At 37.4% G+C, this 24813-nt stretch carries 29 protein-coding genes and 1 other RNA gene; 18 read left to right on the plus strand and 12 right to left on the minus strand.

Annotated features, from left to right (window positions below; all coding sequences use genetic code 11):
* From rnpB to AAGC65_RS14075, 5 genes are all read right to left on the minus strand, one after another.
* Positions 1 to 386: RNase P RNA component class A (gene rnpB / locus AAGC65_RS14055), an RNA gene on the minus strand.
* An 80-nt stretch (positions 387 to 466) separates the two neighbouring features.
* A complete protein-coding gene (locus tag AAGC65_RS14060) occupies positions 467 to 883 on the minus strand; it encodes a cytochrome c (RefSeq protein ID WP_343113094.1) in 417 nt (138 codons plus the stop codon).
* Positions 880 to 1530 (minus strand): SCO family protein, encoded by a 651-nt coding sequence (locus AAGC65_RS14065; RefSeq protein ID WP_343113095.1) that lies wholly within the window; start codon positions 1528 to 1530, stop codon positions 880 to 882. Before AAGC65_RS14065 ends, AAGC65_RS14060 begins: the two co-directional genes overlap by 4 nt.
* Complete coding sequence (locus AAGC65_RS14070) at positions 1527 to 1925, minus strand: hypothetical protein (RefSeq protein ID WP_343113096.1); 399 nt, start codon at positions 1923 to 1925, stop codon at positions 1527 to 1529. Before AAGC65_RS14070 ends, AAGC65_RS14065 begins: the two co-directional genes overlap by 4 nt.
* Positions 1926 to 1975: 50 nt before the next feature.
* Positions 1976 to 2449, minus strand: a complete 474-nt coding sequence (locus tag AAGC65_RS14075) for a DinB family protein (RefSeq protein WP_343113097.1) — start codon at positions 2447 to 2449, stop codon at positions 1976 to 1978.
* A gap of 292 nt (positions 2450 to 2741) precedes the next feature.
* Here AAGC65_RS14075 and AAGC65_RS14080 point away from each other — a divergent pair, with 292 nt between their 5' ends.
* Complete coding sequence (locus tag AAGC65_RS14080) at positions 2742 to 4097, plus strand: GH1 family beta-glucosidase (RefSeq protein WP_343113098.1); 1356 nt, start codon at positions 2742 to 2744, stop codon at positions 4095 to 4097.
* A gap of 32 nt (positions 4098 to 4129) precedes the next feature.
* Here the strand turns inward: AAGC65_RS14080 and AAGC65_RS14085 are convergent, their stop codons facing one another.
* Entirely contained in the window at positions 4130 to 5311 is a 1182-nt protein-coding gene (locus AAGC65_RS14085; protein ID WP_343113099.1) for an acyl-CoA dehydrogenase family protein, read from the minus strand.
* A 225-nt stretch (positions 5312 to 5536) separates the two neighbouring features.
* Here AAGC65_RS14085 and folB point away from each other — a divergent pair, with 225 nt between their 5' ends.
* Together folB and AAGC65_RS14095 are read left to right on the plus strand one after the other, a co-directional pair.
* Positions 5537 to 5899: a dihydroneopterin aldolase gene (gene folB / locus AAGC65_RS14090; protein WP_343113100.1), complete on the plus strand. Its 363-nt coding sequence runs from the start codon at positions 5537 to 5539 to the stop codon at positions 5897 to 5899.
* On the plus strand, positions 5896 to 7296 hold the full coding sequence (locus tag AAGC65_RS14095; RefSeq protein ID WP_343113101.1) for an FAD-linked oxidase C-terminal domain-containing protein: 1401 nt from the start codon (positions 5896 to 5898) through the stop codon (positions 7294 to 7296). Before folB ends, AAGC65_RS14095 begins: the two co-directional genes overlap by 4 nt.
* A gap of 45 nt (positions 7297 to 7341) precedes the next feature.
* Here the strand turns inward: AAGC65_RS14095 and AAGC65_RS14100 are convergent, their stop codons facing one another.
* Positions 7342 to 7788, minus strand: coding sequence for an acyl-CoA thioesterase (locus tag AAGC65_RS14100; protein WP_343113102.1), 447 nt, complete (start codon positions 7786 to 7788; stop codon positions 7342 to 7344).
* A 136-nt stretch (positions 7789 to 7924) separates the two neighbouring features.
* On the opposite strand from AAGC65_RS14100, the gene AAGC65_RS14105 reads away from it, so the two are divergent.
* Positions 7925 to 8365, plus strand: a complete 441-nt coding sequence (locus AAGC65_RS14105) for an Hsp20/alpha crystallin family protein (protein ID WP_343113103.1) — start codon at positions 7925 to 7927, stop codon at positions 8363 to 8365.
* A 96-nt stretch (positions 8366 to 8461) separates the two neighbouring features.
* On the opposite strand, the gene AAGC65_RS14110 is transcribed toward AAGC65_RS14105, so the two are convergent.
* Positions 8462 to 8875, minus strand: coding sequence for an organic hydroperoxide resistance protein (locus AAGC65_RS14110; RefSeq protein ID WP_343113104.1), 414 nt, complete (start codon positions 8873 to 8875; stop codon positions 8462 to 8464).
* A gap of 158 nt (positions 8876 to 9033) precedes the next feature.
* On the opposite strand from AAGC65_RS14110, the gene AAGC65_RS14115 reads away from it, so the two are divergent.
* Both AAGC65_RS14115 and AAGC65_RS14120 read left to right on the plus strand, forming a co-directional pair.
* Positions 9034 to 10290, plus strand: coding sequence for a putative DNA modification/repair radical SAM protein (locus tag AAGC65_RS14115; protein ID WP_343113105.1), 1257 nt, complete (start codon positions 9034 to 9036; stop codon positions 10288 to 10290).
* Positions 10291 to 10292: 2 nt separating this feature from the next.
* Positions 10293 to 11051 carry a TIGR03915 family putative DNA repair protein gene (locus tag AAGC65_RS14120; protein WP_343113106.1) on the plus strand — a complete coding sequence of 253 codons (759 nt, stop codon included), beginning with the start codon at positions 10293 to 10295 and terminating at the stop codon, positions 11049 to 11051.
* A gap of 598 nt (positions 11052 to 11649) precedes the next feature.
* Here the strand turns inward: AAGC65_RS14120 and AAGC65_RS14125 are convergent.
* Positions 11650 to 12138, minus strand: coding sequence for a DUF1772 domain-containing protein (locus AAGC65_RS14125; RefSeq protein ID WP_343113107.1), 489 nt, complete (start codon positions 12136 to 12138; stop codon positions 11650 to 11652).
* Positions 12139 to 12295: 157 nt separating this feature from the next.
* Between AAGC65_RS14125 and AAGC65_RS14130 the strand changes: the two genes are divergently transcribed.
* From AAGC65_RS14130 to AAGC65_RS14155, 6 genes are all read left to right on the plus strand, one after another.
* Positions 12296 to 13648, plus strand: a complete 1353-nt coding sequence (locus AAGC65_RS14130; protein ID WP_343113108.1) for a PhoH family protein — start codon at positions 12296 to 12298, stop codon at positions 13646 to 13648.
* A 62-nt stretch (positions 13649 to 13710) separates the two neighbouring features.
* Positions 13711 to 14373 (plus strand): MBL fold metallo-hydrolase, encoded by a 663-nt coding sequence (locus tag AAGC65_RS14135; protein ID WP_343113109.1) that lies wholly within the window; start codon positions 13711 to 13713, stop codon positions 14371 to 14373.
* Between the two features lie 18 nt (positions 14374 to 14391).
* The gene (locus AAGC65_RS14140; RefSeq protein ID WP_343113110.1) at positions 14392 to 14841 is read left to right on the plus strand and encodes a GNAT family N-acetyltransferase; all 450 of its coding nucleotides are present in this window, start codon (positions 14392 to 14394) and stop codon (positions 14839 to 14841) included.
* Positions 14842 to 15035: 194 nt separating this feature from the next.
* Positions 15036 to 15668 (plus strand): HAD family hydrolase, encoded by a 633-nt coding sequence (locus AAGC65_RS14145; protein ID WP_343113111.1) that lies wholly within the window; start codon positions 15036 to 15038, stop codon positions 15666 to 15668.
* A gap of 48 nt (positions 15669 to 15716) precedes the next feature.
* Entirely contained in the window at positions 15717 to 16493 is a 777-nt protein-coding gene (locus tag AAGC65_RS14150) for a DUF6438 domain-containing protein (protein ID WP_343113112.1), read from the plus strand.
* 89 nt (positions 16494 to 16582) lie between these two features.
* Positions 16583 to 16966 (plus strand): hypothetical protein, encoded by a 384-nt coding sequence (locus AAGC65_RS14155; protein WP_343113113.1) that lies wholly within the window; start codon positions 16583 to 16585, stop codon positions 16964 to 16966.
* On the opposite strand, the gene AAGC65_RS14160 is transcribed toward AAGC65_RS14155, so the two are convergent.
* Both AAGC65_RS14160 and AAGC65_RS14165 read right to left on the minus strand, forming a co-directional pair.
* Complete coding sequence (locus tag AAGC65_RS14160; RefSeq protein ID WP_343113114.1) at positions 16967 to 17290, minus strand: hypothetical protein; 324 nt, start codon at positions 17288 to 17290, stop codon at positions 16967 to 16969.
* Between the two features lie 20 nt (positions 17291 to 17310).
* Positions 17311 to 17781: a PA2169 family four-helix-bundle protein gene (locus AAGC65_RS14165; RefSeq protein ID WP_343113115.1), complete on the minus strand. Its 471-nt coding sequence runs from the start codon at positions 17779 to 17781 to the stop codon at positions 17311 to 17313.
* 466 nt (positions 17782 to 18247) lie between these two features.
* Between AAGC65_RS14165 and kaiC the strand changes: the two genes are divergently transcribed.
* From kaiC to AAGC65_RS14190, 5 genes are all read left to right on the plus strand, one after another.
* Positions 18248 to 19990, plus strand: a complete 1743-nt coding sequence (kaiC, locus tag AAGC65_RS14170) for a circadian clock protein KaiC (RefSeq protein ID WP_343113116.1) — start codon at positions 18248 to 18250, stop codon at positions 19988 to 19990.
* Positions 19990 to 20277 carry a circadian clock KaiB family protein gene (locus tag AAGC65_RS14175; RefSeq protein WP_290322426.1) on the plus strand — a complete coding sequence of 96 codons (288 nt, stop codon included), beginning with the start codon at positions 19990 to 19992 and terminating at the stop codon, positions 20275 to 20277. Before kaiC ends, AAGC65_RS14175 begins: the two co-directional genes overlap by 1 nt.
* A 10-nt stretch (positions 20278 to 20287) precedes the next feature.
* Positions 20288 to 20623: a circadian clock KaiB family protein gene (locus AAGC65_RS14180; protein WP_343113117.1), complete on the plus strand. Its 336-nt coding sequence runs from the start codon at positions 20288 to 20290 to the stop codon at positions 20621 to 20623.
* Positions 20624 to 22288 (plus strand): ATP-binding protein, encoded by a 1665-nt coding sequence (locus AAGC65_RS14185; RefSeq protein WP_343113118.1) that lies wholly within the window; start codon positions 20624 to 20626, stop codon positions 22286 to 22288.
* Positions 22289 to 22375: 87 nt separating this feature from the next.
* Positions 22376 to 23152, plus strand: coding sequence for an enoyl-CoA hydratase/isomerase family protein (locus AAGC65_RS14190; RefSeq protein ID WP_343113119.1), 777 nt, complete (start codon positions 22376 to 22378; stop codon positions 23150 to 23152).
* A 64-nt stretch (positions 23153 to 23216) separates the two neighbouring features.
* Here the strand turns inward: AAGC65_RS14190 and AAGC65_RS14195 are convergent, their stop codons facing one another.
* Positions 23217 to 23480 (minus strand): hypothetical protein, encoded by a 264-nt coding sequence (locus tag AAGC65_RS14195; protein ID WP_343113120.1) that lies wholly within the window; start codon positions 23478 to 23480, stop codon positions 23217 to 23219.
* Between the two features lie 93 nt (positions 23481 to 23573).
* On the opposite strand from AAGC65_RS14195, the gene AAGC65_RS14200 reads away from it, so the two are divergent.
* On the plus strand, positions 23574 to 24813 hold a 1240-nt coding region (locus AAGC65_RS14200), incomplete at its 3' end, for a hypothetical protein (RefSeq protein WP_343113121.1).

A 24813-nucleotide genomic window follows, 5' to 3' on the forward strand; every position in this document is an offset into this window, starting at 1 on the left:
TCAGCAGCAAATCTGTAAGCCGGGTTCTGTATTGCCCAAAGGCAACTTCTATCATTAATCTGGCCCTGCCATCGCTGACAGGTTTAAACAACCTACCCATCCCGGAGTGATGCCTTAAAAAGACATATGCGGAAGCGAGCAGCTTCACTTCCGGGACCTATTTGGTTTTTCAACTCCTGAGGTTTACCATCATTTCCGGTCACCCGGAAACGTCGTGAGCTCTTACCTCACGGTTTCACCCTTACCCCGATAAATCGTGGCGGTTTGTTTTCTGTTGCACTTGCTGTCGCCGGCTGCCGGCGCCTTCCCGTTAGGAAGCAGGATGCTCTGTGTTGCCCGGACTTTCCTCCGCTATGCAAAATAGCAGCGATAGAACGTTTTGCAGGTGTAAAGATAGATATTTTTTAGTTCAGTTATTGGTTAAGCAGGATTTCGGAGCCATTGGCGCATTATAGCTAAGTAACAACTACTTGCATTTTACTATATTGTTCTGAACCTCCTGCAGGTTTATTACGCCCATTTTATTGCCAAAAGAATTAGTGATGTAGGTAAGTACTTTAGCCATCTCAATAGGCGAAAGATCGCTGACAGGCATCTCACCTTCAAACTTACGACCATGCACGGTTATAGCGCCTTTGAGTCCATTTTTAAGGTAACAAGCTAACGATGTTCTGTTGTTTTTTAGATAGGTTGAATCATTCAATGGCGGAATCAGTGATTGTAACCCTTCACCTTTTTCGCCATGACAGTTTTCACAATGAGCCTGATATATTATGCTACCGGCGGAATAATACCGGTCAAGCTCTATCTGCTCATCGCTTTGACAAGAAAACGCTAAGGTAACCAATAGCAAACCTATAATTATGATAACTAACGACCTCATTTGGCGCTGGCCATATCAGGTTCTTCCTTTAATGTTTTTATATCAGCAATTAGCTTAGTTACCTGTGCCGGGTCGGTACCATCGTATGTTCCTCGAAGGCGCTTTTGTTTATCCACCAGGATAAAATAACCATCGTGAATGTATTCGCCTTGTGGATTTTTTTCCTGAACCGATACTAAATAATTTTTAGCTATCCCGTAGGTTTGTTCCTTAGTGCCATTTAAAAGCCACCATGTATTACCGCTTATACCCAGTTTATCGGCATATTTTTTTAGCACAGCAACAGTGTCGTATTTAGGATCAATAGAGTGGGAGATGATCCTAAAGTTATCATCGTTTTTAAACTCCTTATATACGTTAAGCATGTTGCGGTGCATTACCGGGCAAATAGATGGGCAGGTGGTGAAGAAAAAATCGGCCACATATATTTTTCCGTCCAGACTTTTGCCGGTTATGGTATCGGCATACTGATTTACAAACTTAAAATCGGGTATGGTAGAATATACGGTGTCGGTAACAGTTTTGCCATCAACTGTTTTGGTAACAGGTTCGCGCTGGCCTAATATAGGAAGCCTGGTAGTTTGATTGTTTGATTTACATGAACTATAAAGTGCAATAATAACAAGAGCGCCTATTAAGTTTTTCATTTTTTTATTATTGTATTCAGGTATTTATTTGAAGTACTAACGGCTGTATTTATCTGAGAATCTATAACCGTTATCTTGTTTTTCTGGTCGGTTAAATAGTCAACTATTTGCTGGTGAGATTTGCCCTTGTTTTCGGCGTCAAATTTATGCATCCAGTCGCTCATGGCATTATCTGCATCGTCAACCTGTTTTAAATACACCTTAGCCGAATCATTTGGATTTTGCTTGATCAAGCTATCAAGAAGCATTTTGTTTTTCATCAATTGCTCATCGCTGCTCATTACTTTATCATGTATAGCTATAACGCTATCTAAAAGTAGTTTTTCCTGTTTTTTTGTATCTGCACAGCCAAATAACACAAAGGCTGTTATCAGGGTTGGAATGTATTTCTTCATGTCCTTCTTTTTGATGTATTAGCGATAGCAAATATTGTAAATAAAGCGGGTTAAATAGTAGTCTTTAGTGTCCTTAAATAATAACTAAAGTCAGTGATTGGTAAAGTTTCCACTCCGATAAACTTTAATTGCTGACCAATTTGAGCCCTTGTATGTGTGCCGTGGTTAATTACATGCGCAATAATGTCGCTTAACTGATCTTGAAAGTGGTCGCCTTTAAAGTTTTGATAGCTGATCATTTTTGAAAAATCGTCATCTTTCAACCCTTGTAAATAAGCTATCCAGTCAGCATGATATTCCATAATAAGTTCAGCGCATTGTTCGGCCGTAAGGTCATCGGGCCAGGGGCTGCTCATGCCATTGGGTAATCCCTGGCAACGCCTGAGCCATACGAGTGCAGCGGTTAATAAATGTGATAATAAGTAAACCGGTTTTTGAGGGCTGCCGGCATCTACAATAGCTTTATTTATCAATTCATTAGCAAAGCGGTCGTAATTAAATAGTTTAATAAAGTGAGCTTTCATTGAAAAATGTATTGATAAAACAATTGTGAAGCTAAAATACTTGTATTCAAAATAATGGGTTTAATAATATGATAATATAGCTGTTACATTTAGGTTATATCCTCGTCTTATCTTTAGATAACAAAAAAACACTGTTATGAAACTATTTTCAGTTTTCTCAAGACTTATCAACGGTATCCGTGAATGGATGATCCTGAAAAGTATGAAATCATCTTTCATTCACTAAGTTATCTGTTAAAATTTTTCTTTCGTAAATATAATCGCATTTTTGGGCTTTGCGTAGCTCAATTTAATGGAACTAACTGATCAGGATACACAATTTCACAAACAACTTTTTGGCCCTGATTTTATCTGGGGGGTATCTACGGCTGCTTTTCAAATAGAGGGAGCGCATGATGCTGATGGAAAAGGCGAGTCTGTATGGGATGCCTTTACAGCAAAAAAAAGCAAAATTCTCAATGCCGATCACGCCCGCGTGACGTGCGATTTTTATAATCGCTACCAGGAAGACATAGATCTTATCAAAGAACTGAATATCCCAAACTTTAGATTTTCGATTTCATGGGCGCGTTTATTGCCATCCGGAATTGGGCAGGTTAACCAGGCTGGTATTGATTATTATAACCGTGTTATCAATTACTGTATTAGCATGGGCATAGAGCCTTGGGTTACCATTTATCACTGGGATCTGCCTCAGGTGCTTGAACAAAAAGGAGGGTGGACAAGCCGTGAAGTTATTGACTGGTTTAGTGAGTTTGTAACCCTGTGCGCTAAAAGTTTTGGAGACCGTGTAAAACACTGGATGGTTATGAATGAACCCGTGGTATTTACCGGGGCTGGTTATTTTTTTGGCATTCACGCACCGGGTCGTAATGGTATCAGGAATTTTATTCCTGCCATACATCATGTTGTTTTAAGTATTAATGCCGGTGGCAAAATATTGCGTAAGCTTTTACCTGAAGCACAGGTGGGAACTACGTTTTCATGTTCGCAAATTGAACCCCTTACAGATAAGCCACGTGATGTGGCAGCCGCAGTAAGGGCTGATGCATTGATAAACCGATTATTTATTGAACCTCTGTTAGGTTTAGGGTACCCGGTAAATGATTTGCCGGTATTGAAAAGCTTACAGAAATACATTAAACCGGGTGATGAGGATAACATGCAGTTTGATTTTGATTTTATAGGAATACAAAATTATACCCGCGAAATTGTAAAATATTCCTTTTTTACCCCATATATAGGTGCTAAAATGGTAAAGGCCGAAAACCGGAACGTTGAACTAACCGCTATGCGCTGGGAGGTTTATCCGCCATCTATATATCACATGATCAAAAAATTTGATGCTTATCCTCAAATCAAAAGCATCATTATTACCGAAAATGGTGCAGCTTTTCCGGATACCGTTGACGATAATGCTGTTCATGATGGTAAACGCCTTCAGTATTTACAAAACTATATAGCCCAGGTTTTAAAAGCCAAAAACGAAGGGTGCAAATTGAATGGTTACTTTGTTTGGACACTCACAGATAACTTTGAATGGGCCGAAGGTTATCATCCACGTTTTGGTTTAATACATGTTGATCATGCAACACAACAGCGTATTGTTAAAGATTCAGGACGCTGGTATGGTAGATTTTTGAAATAAAATTCACTATAAACTATATTACAACGATTTATTTATTTAAACGCGTCTTCGCCGGTAATATCCATGCCTGTTATCAGCAAGTGTATATCGTGGGTGCCCTCATAAGTTATTACAGATTCAAGATTCATCATGTGGCGCATAATAGAATACTCGCCGGTTATGCCCATGCCACCAAGCATCTGACGGGCCTCACGGGCTATGTTAATGGCTGTTTCTACACTGTTGCGTTTAGCCATTGATATTTGCGCGGCTGTTGCCCTGCCTTCGTTTTTAAGTACTCCCAAACGCCAAACTAATAGCTGAGCCTTGGTTATTTCCGTTATCATTTCGGCCAGTTTTTTTTGCTGAAGTTGAAAACCGGCTATTGGTTTACCAAACTGCACACGCTCTTTTGAATAACGTAATGCCGTATCATAGCAATCCATAGCGGCCCCAAGAGCACCCCAGGCTATACCATATCTGGCCTGATTAAGGCATCCTAACGGGCCTTTTAAGCCAGCAACATTAGGTAGCAAATTTTCTTTAGGGATTTTTACGTTATCAAATACCAATTCGCCGGTTGATGATGCTCTTAACGACCATTTGTTGTGCGTTTCCGGAGTTGTAAAACCTTCCATTCCGCGCTCCACTATTAACCCGCGAATTTTACCGCTTTCATCCTTTGTCCAAACCACAGCTATATCAGCAAATGGAGCATTAGAGATCCACATCTTAGCTCCGTTTAAAATATAATGATCACCAGCGTCTTTTATATTGGTTGTCATACCGCCCGGATTTGAACCATGATCAGGTTCAGTAAGCCCGAAGCAGCCCATAATTTCGCCGGAGGCTAATTTGGGTAGATACTTTTTACGTTGTTCTTCAGATCCGTATGTGTAAATAGGGTACATTACTAATGAGCCCTGAACTGACGAAGTAGAACGAATGCCTGAATCACCGCGTTCAATTTCCTGCATAATAATACCGTATGCCATATAATCAAGTCCGGCACCGCCATATTCTGCAGGTATGGTTGGGCCAAAGGCGCCGATCTCGGCCAATCCCTTAATTAAGTGAATCGGAAACTCAGCTTTTTGAGCATAATCCTCAATTATCGGGCTTAATTCTTTTTTTACCCAGTTACGTACAGATGAGCGTATTAATTTATATTCTTCGGTAAGCAGTTCATCTATTTGATAATAATCAGGTGATTCGTATAAATCTGTTTTGGCCATAACGGTATAGTTGGTAAGCAAATATAGACGATTTAATGAGGAGTTAATAAGATAGAAATGTCAGTTTTGAATACTCAAAACCACTTTATTTCAAAAACTATGTTTAGTTTATTTAAACCCGCTTTTCAAATTTTTATTTATTAATTTTTTTTGGAATGGATATGAATATTAAATTTCTTTAATGAACGTTTATCATCCAACCAACTAAATCAATACTTTTGAAAGATGATTAATATTGCTTTGCATGACGCGGAGTTTTTTGCATATCACGGATTTTATCCTGAAGAACAAAAAATAGGCTGCCGTTTTTTAATTGATATAGAGATTGGTTTTATTCCGCAAACCAATTTAAATGATGATAACCTGGATGATACTGTTGATTATGAAAAGGTTTATATTATGGCCTGCGAGGAGATGAAGAATCCGCGTAAGCTAATCGAAACCGTAGGGCAGGCTATTATTGACAGAATTATTGCTCAATACCATTTCGTAGAAGTCATCAAAGTAGTTATTAAAAAACTAAACCCGCCTTTGATAGGAAAAGTGGCACATTCGAGCGTAACTATCAACTATCCATCTGAAAAATGAACTACAATATAATAACAACTCCCTTGCTTGAAGCAATAACCGCTATTGTTGGTGCCGATGCTGTGATTACACAGCATGATGAACTTGAAAGATATAGTCATGACGAAACAGAAGATCTTGTTTATTATCCGGATGTAGTAGTTAAACCACAGTCGCCGGAGGAGGTTTCGGCATTACTAAAACTTTGTAGTAAACACCTGATTCCGGTTACTCCGCGTGGCGCTGGAACAGGTTTGAGCGGTGGTGCGCTACCCGTTAAAGGAGGCTTGCTCATAGCTATGGAGCGCTTTAATAAGGTGCTTGAAATTGATGAGCAAAACTTACAGGCCACGGTTGAGCCAGGAGTGGTTACAGAAGAGTTCATGAATCAGGCGGCTGCTAAAGGGTTGCTTTATCCTGTTGATCCGGCCAGTAAGGGAAGTTGCTTTATTGGGGGGAATGTATCACATGGTTCAGGTGGGCCAAGGGTAGTAAAGTATGGAACTATACGTGAGTATGTACTTAATCTACAGGTTGTTTTGCCTTCTGGCGAAATTATATGGACGGGTGCTAATACACTTAAATATGCATCGGGTTATAACCTAACCCAATTAATGATTGGTTCGGAAGGTACTTTGGGTATCGTTACCAAAATAGTAGTTAAATTAATACCATTACCAACGCTTGATGCTTTAATGCTGGCATCTTTTCCAAGTAATGAGGCGGCCTGCGCTGCGGTATCGGCTATTTTTAGGGCTGGCATTATACCGTCGGCACTTGAATTTATGGAACGCAGGGGGGTAGAGTGGGTAAAAGAGCATGATGACATCGCTTTTGATCTTCACGATGGCGTTGAAGCATTTTTGTTGATTGAAGTGGATGGTAATAATCAGGATGTAATATTTGCCGATTGCGAAAAAATAAATGCTGTTTTGGAAGCCTATGATTGCAGCGATGTATTATTCGCTGATTCATCTGCTCAAAAAGAAGAATTGTGGCGCTTGCGACGTACTATGGCTGTATCGGTAAAATCAAACTCGGTTTACAAGGAAGAAGATACTGTTGTGCCGCGTGCGGCGTTGCCTCAATTAATAAAAGGAATAAAGGATATTGGCGCCAAATATGGCTTTGAATCAGTATGTTATGGCCATGCGGGTGATGGAAACCTGCACGTAAACATTATAAAATCCAAAATGAGCGATGAGGATTGGAATAATAAGTTAAAGTTTGGTATTCGCGAAATATTTGAACTAACCGTATCCTTAGGCGGCACACTTTCGGGTGAACATGGAATAGGGCTGGTTCAAAAAGATTTTATGCCTATTAAATACAATGAAGTACATTTTGCCCTTTGGCGTGGCATTAAAAATGTATTTGATCCGAAGGGGATTTTAAATCCTGGAAAGATATTTAATTAGATATGTAAACGCAGATTTCAGAATACCTGAAATCTGCGTTTACGATTAATTTGTGTTTAATATCAATCGAGGCTCATCGTATTCAATCATATTATGGCGTTCATTGGCCGGAATTGAAACCGATTTGTTAGCTTTATAATCGTAGCTAATACAAACGGTTTTACCGGTCGTTACAATTTCTTCGCCCTGTTCGGTTGTTTTTACTAATACGTGCATTACATCAAAACTGCTGTTACCAATACGTACCGTGCGTACGTAACAGGCTATTTGGTCATTTATAGTAAGTGGTTTAAGGTAATTAATCTCTGATCGGCCTAAAATAATGCCCGCATTATTCCAATCCCAACTAATTGCTTCTTTCCAGTAATGGGTTCTCGCTATTTCAAAGTAAGTTAAATATACCGCATTGTTAACATGCCCAAAGGCATCAATATCAGAAAAACGGATCGGGATACCCGTTTTGAACTTGTAATCTGTGAGTTTTTCAGCCATTTGTGTCAATTTGTCTGTATAAAATCAATTTGTGGTGACAATGTGTCTTTCGTTAATCGATTTTAAGGCTTGGTATAACAGTTGATAAATAGGTTACGAAGTTAATAAAAACAAAAACTTAAAAGGAGATATAAAAATGACACTTGTAAAATTCAACAACGGATTAAAAAACAACGCGGTAGGCCCCTTTTTTAACGATGTATTTGATTCAATTTTGAACGATTCATATTTCGGCAATAAATTAGTTGCGCGTGTACCAGCAGTAAATATTTCAGAAACTGAAAATGAATTTCAGATTGAGTTAGCTGCGCCTGGCTTGAAGAAAGAAGACTTTAAAATTAACCTGGACAAAAATGTATTGACAATTTCTGCGGAAAAGAAAAGCGAAAACGTAGAAGAAGGTAAAAAGATCAGCAAACGTGAGTACAGCTATAACTCTTTCAGCAGGTCATTTACCTTACCTGAAAGTGCCGATCAGTCAAAAATTGAAGCTGATTATACTGATGGTGTGTTAAACCTTATTGTATCTAAAAAAGAAGAAGCTAAATTTCAATCAAGAGAAATAGCTGTAAAATAATTAAAGACTGTTTTCATAGAGTAGTTAGTTTGGTTTTAAGAAGAGGCCGTTCCTTAACAGGAACGGCTTTCTTTTTTTAATCAGTTCTTATTTAATTTAATCCGCAATGACTTTTACTTCAATATTACCTCTGGTTGCTTTTGAGTATGGACAACCTTTATGCGCTGCATCTGCAAGTTTTTGGGCCACATCCCAGTCAACCCCAGGTATATGTACATGCAATTCAGCTGATAAAGCGTATGAAGATTCTCCCTCTTTGTTAAATGAAATATGAACATCAACTGTGGCTTGTGTTACGTTTACACCGTCTCTTACCCCTACAGAACCAAGCGCTCCCAAATAACAAGCACCCCAGGCGCCTGCAAATAATAATTCGGGATTTGCATAGCCATCTTCACCACCTAATGCTTTTGGCGCTTTTAACTCCATATCAATAACGCCATCTTCTGACCTGATATGGCCATCTCTTCCACCTTTTGCTGTAACCACAGCTGTATATAATTTTTCCATGATAGATTTCTTTTTAAAAAGGAACTTGAAAAGGAGGGTTATGTTTTAATTAATTCGGTTTGAACATCTTCAGGGATGAGATAACAAAAGATAGTACAACCAGAAGTGTTAAATAATATTTTATTAAATGCTAAAATTATTAGTATTTTTGATTTGATATGAATGCAGACCGGATAACAGAGAAGTTGAATATATTGGCCGATGCCGCTAAGTATGATGTATCATGCGCGTCAAGTGGTAGTAAACGTAAAAACGAAAATAAAGGTTTAGGAAATGCCAGCAACGGTATTTGTCATAGCTATACTGAGGATGGACGTTGCGTATCGCTACTGAAAATTTTATTGACTAATCATTGCATATTTGATTGTGCTTATTGTGTGTCACGCAAGAACAATGATATTAAACGAGCCGCATTTACGGTGCAGGAAGTAGTTGATCTAACCATTAACTTTTACAGGCGTAACTATATTGAAGGGCTGTTTTTAAGTTCTGGTATTTTTAAAGATGCTGATTATACGATGGAGCGCCTTGTAAGGGTTGCTAAAAAATTGCGCACGGAGCATAACTTTAATGGTTACATTCATCTAAAATCTATTCCCGGAGCCAGCGATGAATTAATGCGGGAGGCCGGCTTGTACGCCGACAGATTGAGCGTAAATCTGGAAATGCCTACTGAAGCTGGCTTGAAATTACTGGCACCTGATAAAAACCGGCAGGATATGATAACTCCGATGCGTTTCTTGAAAAATGAGATCGTTTTACGTACGGAAGAAAAAAAGCTTTTTAAAAAGGCTCCTATGTTTGCGCCGGCCGGGCAAAGTACACAAGTAATTATAGGTGCCACGCCAGAAAGTGATCAGCAAGTTCTGCAATCAGCAAATTACTTTTATCGGAATTTTAATTTAAAACGGGTTTATTATTCTGGCTACGTACCTGTATTGGCCGATAAAAGATTACCTGCTTTAAATACTGCAGTACCTATGGTGCGCGAGAACAGGCTTTATCAGGCCGATTGGTTAATGCGTTTTTATGGTTTTAGGGTAAATGAGATCGTTAATGATGATCAGCCATTGCTTGACCTGGATATTGATCCTAAACTGGGTTGGGCTATTCGTAACATGCATGTTTTTCCAATAGATATTAATAAGGCCGATTTGCAGCTGATACTTCGTGTGCCCGGTATTGGGCTATTGTCTGCACAAAAAATTGTTAGCGCCCGTAAGTTTGCACATTTGGGTTGGGAGCAGTTAAAAAAGATCGGAGTAGCAATTAATCGGGCGAGGTATTTTATTGTATGTAAAAGCAATGAATTTGAACGCCGGGATTTGACAGGAAATAATATCAAGCAGTTTATTTTGGCCGAATCAAAAAGTAAATACCTAAAAAATACCCACACACAACTTAACCTGTTTTGACCATGTATACACTGATTTACGACGGGACGTTTGAGGGGTTACTCACCGCCGTTTTTGAGATTTACGAGCTTAAACTGTTCCATGTAAAATTGATAAAAGGGGAGTGGCGCAGCGTTGCCTTATTTGAGGAAGTATTGCCAATTGTTACCGATGAAAAAAGGGCTGCAAGAGTTTTAAGCGGGCTTCGTAAAAAATTATCAGTAGTTGGTATTCAGCGATTATACGTCGCGCACATGGCCGAGATGGAGCAGGAAGAAAGTACTTTAATTGGCTTTATCCGTTATGTTTTTGATTCAGATCAAAATATTGAAGAAGATTATGGCAATAAGTACGTAATGCGTTTATCAGAGATCATAAAGATGGTTCGGCGCGAGAAACACAGAATGGAAGCATTTGTACGATTTCAAAAATTAAAAGACGAAACCTATTATTCAGCAATTGAGCCTGATTTTAATGTGCTGCCATTATTGATCAGGCATTTCAAGAGTCGTTACGCTGATCAAAAATGGATCCTATATGATATAAAACGCGGTTATGGTGTTTATTATGATCTTCATGATACACAATATATATCGCTTGATTTTTCTGAAGGGAATAAGCCGGGTAATACTGTAGCTGCTTTTAGTGAAGATGAGGGCATTTATCAGCACCTCTGGAAAAACTATTTTAATAGCGTAAATATTGCTTCGCGAAAAAATACAAGGCTCCATCTAAGACATATTCCCAGGCGATATTGGAGGCATTTAACTGAAAAAATTTAAAGGTTTTTCTTTTTTGCGCATTTTGTACACTATTTAAATTGCTGATTTTCTGATATTTTGTGAATAAGCTGAAATGTTAATAACTTGTACTGTGAGTTAAAATTTAAGCTTAAATATGCTTAGGTTAAGTTGTGGATAAAGGGGCTTTTTGTGTTAATAAAGTGTTAATAAAAAATAAAAAAAAAGCTTGTAGTATTTGTCAGATGTCACGATATTCAAATCATCAGGAACGACGTACATTGACAGCCTTTCAGGATTACAGAAATTGAAACTGGGTGGACCTTCGGGGAAATCAAAGAACAAAAGAAGTGCTTGAGTCACATGAAAAATGAAAATTACGAAAGTCTTTTGAAAAAAGATTGTGATTAAAAGAGGTATTGGGAAAATGCAGGGACTTCACGGAGAACCTCAACAGAACCAATGATATAGAAAGAATCGACCGTTCGTAAGAACAACAGATGAGATCATATCGGCAATGCTACACAAAACTTGATGCTATTGGAAAACTACGGTGGAACAATAGTTAGGAAACGGGAGCTCAATTCGAAAGAAAATGACTCCCGTTTTCGCTTTTATACGATTTTGGCTTATCCAACCTTTATTCCCGATTGCAGCAGCAGCTTGTTATAACCAGAATTAAACTGATAACCGCTGCAACAGTCCTGATGTTGTGCAGCCATAACCAGGATTTTTCAAATCTTTCTCTTTGCACTGATATTTCCTCAATTGATGCAGTTTTTATATTGAACTTGTCCAGCATGTTATTTAAGGGTACATTTCCCAAAATCGTAATTCCAAAGGTGCCAGTGGCATAAACTAAAGTAGCAGCAAATAAAAGTATAAAACGGGTACCATTTATTTGTTGATAATGTAAGTATGTGCACAATGGTAACATGATTAATGTTCCTATGAAACTTGAAAAAAATAATGGGTTCAAGATGGCTCTGTTGATAGATTGCATAGCAGTAAGATATTCCTTATCCGTCAGCCGGCCTAAACCTAAGTTTACCGAACATGAATAAGCGTAAAATAAGCCGGCAATTAAAGCGGTTAAAGTTGCAGTGATAATTAAAATAATGTTCGTCATACTTGATAATAATTGTTTACTGACAGACCGGTAGGATAACTCGGTTTCTATTTCTTAAAGTTAATCATTTCAGCATGTTGATTTTTGCCATAATCTATTGCATGTAACCTCATGTTTGTGCTTGAAACTAAGAACAGATTCCTTAAATTAGTCGGATATGAATAAAGATGGTAAGAACGGTACTGTTAAAAGCAACAAGATATTTGTTTTAGATACCTCGGTGATCCTTTATGATCATGACGCATTTCAGAATTTTCAGGAACATGATGTAGCTATCCCAATACAGGTACTGGAAGAGCTTGATAATAAAAAGAACGGAAATGACACCCGTAATTTTGAGGCCCGCAGCTTTATTCGCCTTATGGACGATTTGTCGCGCAATAACCTTGTAAATGAATGGATTCCGCTTAATGGTAAAAGCAAGGGTAGCTTTAAGGTTGCTATGGACAGTAAAACCACTGCCTTAAATGCCGAAGAGGTTTTTGGATCAGACAAAACAGACCACCGCATATTAAATGCTGCTTTAGGTTTGCAAGAAGAAAATCCGGGTAAAAAAGTGATACTGGTATCGAAAGATATTTGTCTGCGTTTAAAGGCTAAAGCCTTGAATTTACATGCTGAAGATTATGAAACTGGTAAGATCAAGAATCTAGAAGAGTTGTATACCGGTAAAACAGATATAGATAAGGTTACAGAAAAACTGATAACCCAGTTAAACAAACAGGAAAACCTACCGGCCGAAAGTTTACATATTACCTCATACACAAATAATCACTTTTATATCTTAAAAAGTAAAAAAAATGATGTACCAGGTTTTTATAATACGCAAACACGACAGCTTGAAAAAGTTGTAGAACAGCCGGTATTTAATATTTTTCCCCGTAATATTGAGCAAGCCTTTGCTATTCATGCGTTGTTACACCCAGATATTAAGCTGGTGACTATACAGGGTAATGCCGGAACCGGTAAAACCCTACTTGCACTTGCCAGCGCATTGGAACAGCGTAAATATTATCGCCAAATATTTGTTACACGGCCAATAGTGCCTTTAAGTAATAAAGATATAGGTTTTTTACCCGGAGATATTAAATCGAAAATAGACCCTTATATGGCGCCTATATGGGATAACTTGAAATTTATTAAAGATCAGTTTATGGACGATGAAAAAATGCAGGCCAAAATTGATGAATTGGTATCCAATGATAAAATATCAATAGCTCCGCTGGCTTTCATCCGCGGCCGTACCCTGAGCAAAATATTTTTTATTGTTGATGAGGCTCAGAATCTAACCCCGCATGAGGTAAAAACTATTATATCACGCGCCGGAGAAAACAGTAAGTTTGTTTTTACAGGAGATATTTACCAGATAGATACGCCATACCTTGATGCGGAAAGTAATGGTTTATCTTATTTAATTGATAAGGCAAAGGGGCATCCTCTTTATGCGCATATTACGCTACAGAAAGGTGAACGGAGCGAGTTGGCTAATCTTGCCAATGAGTTGTTGTAGTAAACTTGCAGCTAAATAAGCCAGTTGCATACTTAGTAAGTTTATCTTTTAAATAATTTCTTATGAAAATATCCAAATATCTTCATTCATGCCTTGTGTTTGAGCTTGATGGTTATAAAATCTTATTTGATCCGGGCTCGTTTTCTTTTGCTGAAGGGCTGGTAAGGCCACAAATGTTTGCCGATGTGCAGGCAATTATATTAACACATATTCATCCGGATCATTACGATATTGATATATTAAAAAGCATTCTGGCTTTAAATAATGATGCTCGTGTTGTAACCAATAGCCAGATAGGTCAGCAATTGGATAATACAGGTATACCATATACCATTTTAGAAAATGCCATAGAGCACTTAGGTCCCTTTAAATTGCAAGCTTTTCCAGTAATGCATGAACTTATTATGGATAACCCGTTACCCCAAATGACGGGTTTCCTGATCAATGATAAGGTTTTACATCCGGTTGACTCTATGGAAGATAAGCTTTTAGAGTTTAAGAATATTGAATTACTGATCATGGTAACTATGGCTCCATTTGCTAATGAGCCAACAATATCAAGCTTTGCGGATCATATCAAGCCTAAACAAATTTTGCCGGTTCATGATGGCTATGCAAAAGAGTTTTTTATAAAACAACGTTATGCAGCCTATGTAAAACACTTTGAAAAGCTGGGTGTCAAATTTCATGAAGTATATAAGGTAGGTGATAGCATAACCATATAAAAGTTTATTTTATTAGCTATGGAAATAAAACAAATTTACGCTACAGATTATCTATTGGTAACAAGCTTATTTAATGAATACCGCATGTTTTATAAACAGGCCTCTGATATTGACTTAGCAGAATCATTTATCAAAAACAGACTTGAAAACAATGAGTCGGTTATATTTGCTGCATTTAAGGATGGTAAAGTTGTAGGCTTTACTCAACTTTATCCGCTTATATCATCTGTAAGAGCGGTAAAAAATTGGTTACTGAACGATTTATTTGTTCACACCAGTTATCGCAAACAAGGAATAGGGGAGGCTTTGTTAAAAGCCGCTTCCGCTTTTGCCAAAACTCACGGTGCTACATATTTGCAATTGGAAACCGCTGTAGACAATTATGCAGCTCAAAGCCTGTATGAGGCTACTGGATTTGTAAAACAAGAGGCCAGCGATGCATTTTTTTGTTACCGTAAAGCTATTTGATTGTAAATCAGATAAATAAAAAAAAGTCCCCACCTTTTACGGTGGAGACCCTATGGAACCAACCTCCTGCTAAGCTGGCCCACATTAACCTTATCACACTGCTAAGGTGAGGATTAATAATGAAGAAAATATGAACTTCTGTTTTGTGGATAAGGTAAATTTTACATCTTTAAAAAAAACGCTCAATTAACTATATGCAAAAGCCCGATAGCTTAATATTTGATATGGATGGTACTCTTTGGGATGCCGTTGATACCTACGCCAACTCCTGGAACCTTGTTTTTGAAAAAATGGCTATCAACAGGATCATTGGCCGTAATGATTTGATGCAGCTAATGGGTATGGAAGGTAAAAAACTCACCAAAGTATTAATGCCCGATTATGATGACGACAAGGCTCAGGACATTTATATGGATGTTAATGAAACCCGCAGGCAAATATTACCAGTTACTGGCGGGGTGATGTATCCGGGCGTTACTGAAGGCATGAAACTACTATCAACCAAATACAAATTGTTTATACTCAGTAATTGCGCGGTTGGTATTCTCCCTTTATTTATGAACTGGGCTGGCGTAACAGATTATATTACTGATTCTATAGCATACGGCGAAAACGGTATGCCCAAGCATCACAATATGGGTATTTTAATAGAACGGAATAAACTTGAAAACCCTGTTTATATTGGCGATACCAATGGTGACGCCGAGCAGACACACATGGCCGGAATACCTTTTATATTTGTGACCTATGGCTTTGGTAAAACTGAAAACTATGAATTAAAGTTTGATAGTTTTGATGAACTTACAAAATATTATATGAGCTTGTGAGTTTGTAAATTGTTGCCAGGCTGCATCTACTTCAGAATTATACTATCAATGTTAAAACGTGGTCTTTTTTTATGGTTATTGATGTTAACGGGCAATATACTATTTGCTCAAAAAGTGCAGTTGGATGCTGAGCGATGGGTAACAAAATCATTAGCCAGTTTATATTTTTCTGATCAAAAGGTGTATTATAATTTCGTTGGTTTTGCCGGTAGTAAGGCTAATTATACTATTGTAAACGATACGCTCATCATGTCGGATATTTATCATAGTAGTAATGATAATTTTAAAAAAGAGCGTCGGGAAGATTTTAAATTTTTAATAAGGTACATTGATCATAACCGACTTTATTTAAAAGCTATTGAACCTAATGCAATAAAGTTAGCGGGCAATACAACTTATGAGTTTTTGAATTTTAAAAACAGCTATGATAAGGATATCAAATTTTCAAAGATTTATTTTTTATCCTCAACCTGCTTTGGTGATTGCCCGCAATTAGGTATTGAAATTTGGCCCAATGGGGATTACCATTTAAAAGCAGGAGAGCATGCCGAACCTTTTAAAGGCGACTATACTGGTAAACTTTCAAGTACACAGATGGATACCCTAAATTATTGGTTAAAACATAGTGAACTAAAAAAAATGAAAGATTGGCAACAAGGTAATCAGGTAGTTGATGCACCTAATTATTACTTCGCCATTGATTTTGCCAATACCAAAAAACAGCTGAGCATTACTACCAATGAGCCACCGCTTAATATTATTGATTTGGTGAATTTTATGATAACCTCTTACAAAAAGATAAATCTTACTCCTGTTGACAAATAATTCTGAACTTAGCTATTAGCCTACTCATAAGTTTGAGTTAGGTATTGTTTACTTATTAAGTTTTTGTAGTTTAGATAAAAATATAAGTTATGAAAACCCGTACCAAAACAATTATTGCACTCGTTATACTTTTATTGATAGTTGGTTTTGTTTACCAGCGCTACTATTTTGTTTTTGGCGAAGGTGCGAAAGCTGGTACCATGAATTACTTTGTGAAAAAAGGCTATATGTTTAAAACTTACGAGGGACGTTTGATACAAACGGGTATCAAAACACCCGTGCAGGGAGGTAATATTGGATCAAACGAGTTTATGTTTTCTGTTACTGACGAAAAGATTGCTCAACAATTAAGCAGTAACGCGGGCTCTTATCTTGAATTACACTATAAAGAATATTTGCACACGCTGCCTTGGCGTGGGGTGAGTGTATTTGTGGTAGATAGCATAATATCGGCAAAACCGGTAAATCAATAACTATAAAAGCTCATCGGCCTTGCCCGAGTTAGCTGTTTCTATTTTACTCAGGTTATAGTTTAGTTGACCATTTTTATTAATGGCTTTTATTAATCCTTTATTGAATAAGTAATTGAGCACATCCTCCGCGTTTTTTTGGTGTGTCATCAATGACGTTTCAGGTGCAAGTAAACTTAATTTAAAACCAACCTCATCTGCAGTGGCCTCTTTGAGTTGAGCCAATGCATACACAACATTGCTTTGTGTACAAGAATTTGGGTCATATTCATGAGGCACATGTAATGGCTTGTATTCGTTTATAAAGTCCTGATCAGGAGTTTTCATGGTTAATTTAAATAAGTTGATTAAACATTGGCAGTATCCCGCAATGATTTTATAGTATCATGTGCTATTCTTAAACTCTCCATATGGTTATTTAGTATTGATACTACCTTTTCATCTTCCCAAATAAGTTCTTTATCATCCAAAGCGGTACGGTATGCTTTTTTAGCTATGTCTTCGCCACGTTCACAGTCCGATAAAATACTGTGTCGGTCCTTATTAATAAACGTTGCTTTAACATCCATCCAGGCGTGATAAAATTTACCTGATAATGTAGTACCCTCAGCCGGGTCGCCGCCCAATACATGAATATATTCCCTTAATTCTGATACGAAATTTTTGCTCTGATCAATATATTCATTGAAAAGCAAGTTCAGTCCGGTTTCATCTGTATTTTCAACAGCTTTCTGGTATCCGGCTATTCGGTCATTATTGATCTTGATCAGATCGTTAAGAGCTGATATTTGATGTTGTATGTGCTGTAAAACTCCCATGACTATTGTTTTAAATAATAAACATATCAAATGAGTTAATGTTTTTATTAGAGATAATATGCCTTTACAAAAGTCTTTTTAATGAAAGTTAGAGATCTGAAAATCTAACCTCAAAAGTATTTCGTACTGTTTGATTAGTTAACAAAATATTGATTAATTAAAAATAACCTTTAGTTAATTAATGGTTTGTATTTGTTGAATTTTATGAAATTAAATAATTAATTAAAATATTTTTTATTTCTTGTAGCAGCAATTAAAGTGTTATATGTGCTAAGCTATGTCGCCATCCGAATTTAAGTAAATTGATGGTTGGCAAAAAAAAATACCCGTTATGCTAACGAAACTATTATAAATTATTTATTGAAAAAACAATTTGCCCTCAATTACTATTTATTAACCATTTGATACAAAAAGTAAGTGATTAATCGAAATCATAGTATCTAAATCAATCAAATATTTGTTTACAATGACTAAATCTCATAAAAAACAACAAGAACAGAATATAAAAGTATTGCCTAAAACTCTTACCGGGATTTCTGGCTTGGATGAAATAACAGAAGGTGGCCTGCCAAAGGGCAGGCCTACGCTTGTTTGCGGTGAAGCAGGTTGCGGCAAAACATTAATGTCGCTTGAATTTATAGTACGTGGCGCTACAACCTTTAATGAGCCTGGCGTTTTTATGGCTTTTGAAGAAAAGGCTGAAGAATTAGCCATGAATGTGGCTTCACTTGGGTTTGATCTGCAAAAACTTCAGGAACAAAACAAAGTTAGGCTTGATCATGTGCATATAGATAGAAGTGAGATAGAAGAAACAGGTGAATATGATCTGGAAGGATTATTTATAAGATTAGGCTATGCCATAGATAGCATTGGAGCTAAAAGGGTTGTGCTTGATACGCTTGAGAATTTATTTTCGGGCCTAAGTAATCAAACCATACTGCGTGCAGAATTGCGTCGGTTGTTTAGCTTTTTGAAAGAAAAAGGCGTTACCGCTATTATAACCGGAGAAAGGGGCGAAGGGGCATCTCTAACGCGTCAGGGCCTGGAAGAATATGTTTCGGATTGCGTGATATTACTTGATCACAGGGTTATTAACCAGATATCAACTCGAAGGCTGCGTGTTGTAAAATATCGTGGTTCACAGCATGGTACTAATGAATATCCATTTTTAATTGATGAAGATGGTATTTCGGTATTGCCGGTGACCTCTTTAAAGTTGGAAAAAGATGTTTCGTCAAAAAGGGTATCATCAGGAATTCCCGCGTTGGATGATATGCTGGGCGGGCATGGGTTTTTCAAGGGAAGTAGTGTATTGGTATCTGGCACAGCCGGTACTGGCAAAACCAGTATAGCAGCATATTTTGCTAAAGAAACCTGCCGGCAGAAAAAGAAATGTCTTTATTTCGCTTTTGAAGAATCACCCAAACAGATCATCCGAAACATGCAATCTATCGACGTTAATCTTCAACAATATGTAGATTCAGGTTTGTTAAAGTTTCATGCCTCCAGGCCCACACTTTATGGCTTGGAAATGCATTTGGTGGCTATCTATAAGCTAATTAATCAGTTTAAGCCAGATACGGTAGTGCTCGATCCGGTAACTAATTTGATTACGGTAGGGACGGTTAGCGAAGTGAAATCAATGTTGATAAGGCTTATTGACTTTTTACAGACTGAGCAAATCACAGTGATGTTTACGGCATTGTCTCTGAATACCATTGTAAGTGAACAAACCGATGAAGGGGTATCATCATTGGTTGATGCCTGGCTATTAGTAAGGGATATTGAATCAAACGGCGAGCGTAATCGCGGCATGTACATCATGAAGTCGCGGGGTATGAAGCACTCCAACCAGGTACGCGAATTTATAATAACTGATAAAGGACTTGATCTGGTTGATGTTTATCTGGGTCCTGAAGGCGTACTTACCGGATCGGCAAGAGAGGCTCAAAAATTGAAGGAAAAAACAGGAGTAGCCCTGCGTGATTTTGCTCTGACCCGTAAGGATAAAGAAATTATGCGCAAGCGTAAAATGCTGGAAGCCAAAATATCAAATCTACAGGCTGAGTTTGAATCGACTGAAGAAGAGCTGAATAAAATATACATTGAAGAAGATCTGAAACAGGAGATCATTGAAAAAAATCGGGAGGAGATAACGAAAATGAGAAGAGGGCTTGAAACCGAAAATAAAATCAAGAGTAAAAAGTAATGGAAGAAGAAGTAATAAATTACGAGTTAAGGTTATATATTGCAGGCAAAACAGCAAAATCTGTAACTGCTTTAGCTAACCTCAAAAAATATTGCGAAGAGCATTTAAAAGGGCAATACACCATTGAAGTGATCGATCTTTTGGTAAAGCCTCAATTGGCCGAAGGTGATCAGATATTTGCCATACCTACACTGGTACGGAAAGTGCCTGAACCCATCCGTAAAATAATTGGAGATCTGTCAAATGAAGAAAAGGTATTGGTTGGCTTAAATATTCGCCCACGTTAAATTATAGATAATGTCTGAACAAGATCAATTTCCTTTATCTGATAATCAATCAATGGATGATGAGAGGCAGCATGAGTTTCAGTTGCGCTTATTTATAACTGGAGCGTCGCCTAATTCTTCGCGAGCTATATCAAACCTGAAGGATATTTGCGAAACTCATTTAAAGGATAATTATGATCTGGAAATTATAGATGTTTACCAGCAGCCTTTAATTGCTAAACAAGAACAGATCATAGCTTTGCCACTACTGATCAAGAAAGCTCCCGGTATTGAACGAAGATTGATAGGAGATATGTCAAACACCAATAAGGTATTAAAAGGGCTTGGTTTATATATAGAAAACTAAATGGAACAGGCTAAATATACATATGATGAGTTGCTGAACCGTAATAAGGAGCTCGAGCATCAACTGGAGGAAGCTAACGATACACTTGAAGCTATCCGCAGTGGGCAGGTTGATGCGCTTATTGTTAAAGGCGATAACGGCCATCAGCTATATACTCTTAAAACTGCTGATCAAACCTATCGGGTTTTCATTGAAAAAATGAACGAGGGCGCGGTTACACTTAACCGGTTTGGAGTTATTTTGTACTGTAATTCGCGTTTTGCGGATATGATGAATTTACCGCTTGAAAAAGTAATTGGTATTAACTTTGAAACATTTATTCCCGAAATATCAGAAGAAAAATTTAACGAGTTAATTAAAAAGGGATGGTATGAGGATTGCAAAGGCGAAATTCTTCTGTCTAATAAAGAGTTTCAATTAACCCCATGTCTGGTATCATGCACCACACTTGATTTAGATGAAGGTGTTGCGCTAAGTCTTATTTTAACAGATCTTACTCATCAGAAAGAAGCTGAATGGGAGCTTAAAGTAAAAAATGAACAACTGATAATTGCCCAGAACGCTGCTGAAAAATTGAATAACGAGTTAGAAGATACAGTAAAAGAACGTACTAATGATTTGTTGATAAGCCGCGAACATTTCAAGCTATTAGCCAACAATATTCCACAAATGACCTGGACAAACCTTCCTGGTGGCGAGGTTGATTTTTATAACCAGCAATGGTTTAATTATACGGGCCGCCGGTATGGTGAAACAGCCGGCTGGGGATGGCAGCAAATCGTACATCCGGATGATTTGTCAAATACAATGGATAAATACGTCAACGCCTTAAAAACAGGTGATGATTTTGAAGTTGAAAACCGTTACAAGAGATGGGATAATACTTATCGCTGGCATTTAAACAGGGCTATACCACTACGTGACGATAAGGGGGAGATAATTTTTTGGGTGGGTACAGCTACAGATATTGAAGATCAGAAAAAGGAAATGGATCGTAAAGACGAATTTATTGGGATAGCGAGCCACGAACTTAAAACACCCTTAACAAGTTTAAAAGGTTATTTGCAGCTTATTACATCTTACAAAAAAGAGGAGGTTCCACCAGTTGTAAAGCAGTATATTGAAAAGGCAAGTGTAGCCATTAATAAACTGCAGCGATTGGTGAATGATTTGCTTGATGTTAGTAAAATACAGGCAGGCAAACTGGAATATGCTTTAGACAGAGTTAACCTGCCGGCCTTAATTGCGCTTATAATTGAAAATGCAAAACATATTTATCCTTTGCATGAATTTGAAAGCCAGCTGATACCTGGACTTTACATTACAGGTAATGCTGAACGTTTGGAGCAAGTCTTGATGAACTTTATTAATAATGCTGTAAAATATTCGCAATCAAATAAACGGATCATTCTGCAAACAGACGTGCATGACGGCGTAGTTCGCGTTTCAGTAACTGATTTTGGTATAGGCTTATCAGAAGAACAATTAGATAAAATATTTGAACGTTTTTATCGAGTAGAGGATAAAAAATATATGACCAGCGGTTTGGGTATGGGGCTTTATATCAGCACCGAAATTATTAATAACCATCATGGTAAAATAGGTGTGGAAAGTGAGTTGGGTAAAGGGGCCACCTTTTATTTTGAATTACAATTGATTGAGTAAATACCTCCAAGCTATTTTACGCCAAATCTTCTGAAATTAGGCATATCTTGCTATTATTGACTAATACTTTCAATTAATCTTATAATTATGTCTGCTATTGATAACGGAAGTGTATCTCTTGTAAAAAACGCCACAGGTGTGGCTACCATCATCTTTTATCACTCTGCGCAAAACTCTTTACCTTCAGGGCTTTTGAGTGAACTTGTTGCTGCTATAAAACAAGCTGATGATGATGAAACCGTAAGGGTGATTGTACTAAAAAGCGGAGGTGACAGAACTTTTTGTGCCGGTGCAAGCTTTGATGAATTGGTGCAGATCAAAGACAAAGCATCCGGGGCTTTATTTTTTTCAGGTTTCGCCAATGTGATCAATGCTTGCCGTAAATCATCAAAAATAATTGTAGCCCGTGTGCAGGGTAAAGCGGTAGGTGGCGGTGTTGGTCTTGCAGCAGCAGCTGATTATTGTTTAGCAACTGAGTTTGCCGCTATTAAGTTAAGTGAACTGGCGATAGGTATTGGCCCATTTGTAATATCACCGGCAGTAATAAGAAAGATTGGTTTATCTGCTTTTGCACAACTCACCATAAGAGCTTCTGATTTTCAAGCGGCTCAATGGGCTTGTGATAAAGGCTTATATAATGAAGTTTATCCCGATATAACTACACTTGATGCAGCAGTTGACGAACTTACAGAAAAACTTGCTTTATACAATCCAGATGCACTTAGAGAGCTAAAACAAGTGTTATGGGAAGGTACAGAAAACTGGGATGAATTACTGAAACAACGTGCCGCCACAAGCGGGGAATTAGTTTTGTCGGCCTTTACCCAAGATGCTTTGCAGAAATTTTTGAGTAGGGGTAGATAAGTTTGTAATTGTATTTTATGAAGAAAGCGCCTCAATTAATTGGGGCGCTTTCTTTTTATGAAGATTACCAATGTCTGTAATGGCGTACGGGGCGGTAATAAACCGGACGATGATAATAACGAACATAAGGGCGACGGTAATAGCCTCTGTACCTATAATACACCGGACGATTGTAATAACCGTAAGAAGGATAAGCATTGGCAATTAATACTCGGGTGTGTGGGTAATGACCGCCAAATGTGGCGCCTACAGATATGGTTTGTGCTTTAGCAAATTGTACAGAAAAAAGTATGACGAAGGCTACGACTGAAAATTTAAGCAGTTTCATAAATCAAAAAATTAAGTTAACACCTTAGTTGTTTTATAGTTATAGACTATAAATACAGCATTAGGTTTAGTATAATTTTTATATTTTTAAGGCATGTATTATTTCCTGTTTGCATTGCTATTACTGGCTATTGTGCTTGGTTTTTCATTTATAAGCTCTTATTATTTAAAACGACGTGTATCTGAAAAAAGACTTGAAAAAATAAAAAGTAAGTGGGGAAAACCTGTAAATAAAAGGCGAAATTTTGATTTGATCAAAATCTACATAGATGCCGATAATAGCAGAAATAAGCTCTCTGAAAGTACTGCAGAAGATATAGACCTCAAAAGTGTTTTTAATTATATTGACAGAACAAGCTCAAAACCCGGAAAACAATATCTTTACAAAAAGCTTCATTTCCCCAAAAACTCTGCTCAGCAATTATTAGAACTCGATGCAAAAGTTGAAGCGATAAACACGGATAAACACAACCGGGAACTTATTGAGCTGGAATTGTCAAAACTTAATAATACCAATGCTTATTACATAGCCGATCTGTTTTTGAAGAAACATATTCAATTGTTTGTACCAGCTATGAAGTTTTATGTAAAAGCCGTTCCTTTTATAATTTTAGCCCTCATTATAAGCCTAATGGTTTTGCCAAATCCGGTTAGCGTATTGTTATTATTATTTTTTGTAGGTTATAACGTGGTTTTACATTATGCCAACCAGAAAAAAATAAGCGCTTACACCAATTCTTTACCACAACTGCTTATTATGCATAAAGTGGCGGTTTGGCTGGTGAAAAATACTTCAGTCGGTAATGAAGAAGTGAAAAGTTGTCTTCAAAATATGCTTAGTTTAAAGCGTTCATTAAGTATAATTAATTTCGAGAGTAAGCTTATTAACAGTGCTGGCGATTTGAGTTACGCTGTTTTTCGGTTCATCAAAACGATATTTTTACTTGAGCCCCGTATTTATATTAATTCGTTAAAGCATATTGAAAACTATCGTACAGATATTGAACAAGTATATGAATATGTAGCGGAGACTGACATGCTGATATCCATACAATCTGTTCGTGATGGCTTACCATATTACAGTAAACCTGAATTTATTGACCGGGATACTAAAATGGATATAACAGAACTTTACCATCCATTGATCGATCAATGTGTTCCTAACTCATTGTATACCCGTGCAGATAAAGGGGCCTTAATAACGGGTTCAAATATGTCGGGTAAAACGACTTTTATAAAAGCTATAGCTGTAAATGCGTTGTTATCCCAAACGCTCTTTACAAGCTGTGCAAAAGTATATCAGGCACCTTTTTTGAAAATACAAACCAGCATTA

Source organism: Mucilaginibacter sp. (genome assembly GCF_039207105.1).
Lineage (GTDB): Bacteria > Bacteroidota > Bacteroidia > Sphingobacteriales > Sphingobacteriaceae > Mucilaginibacter.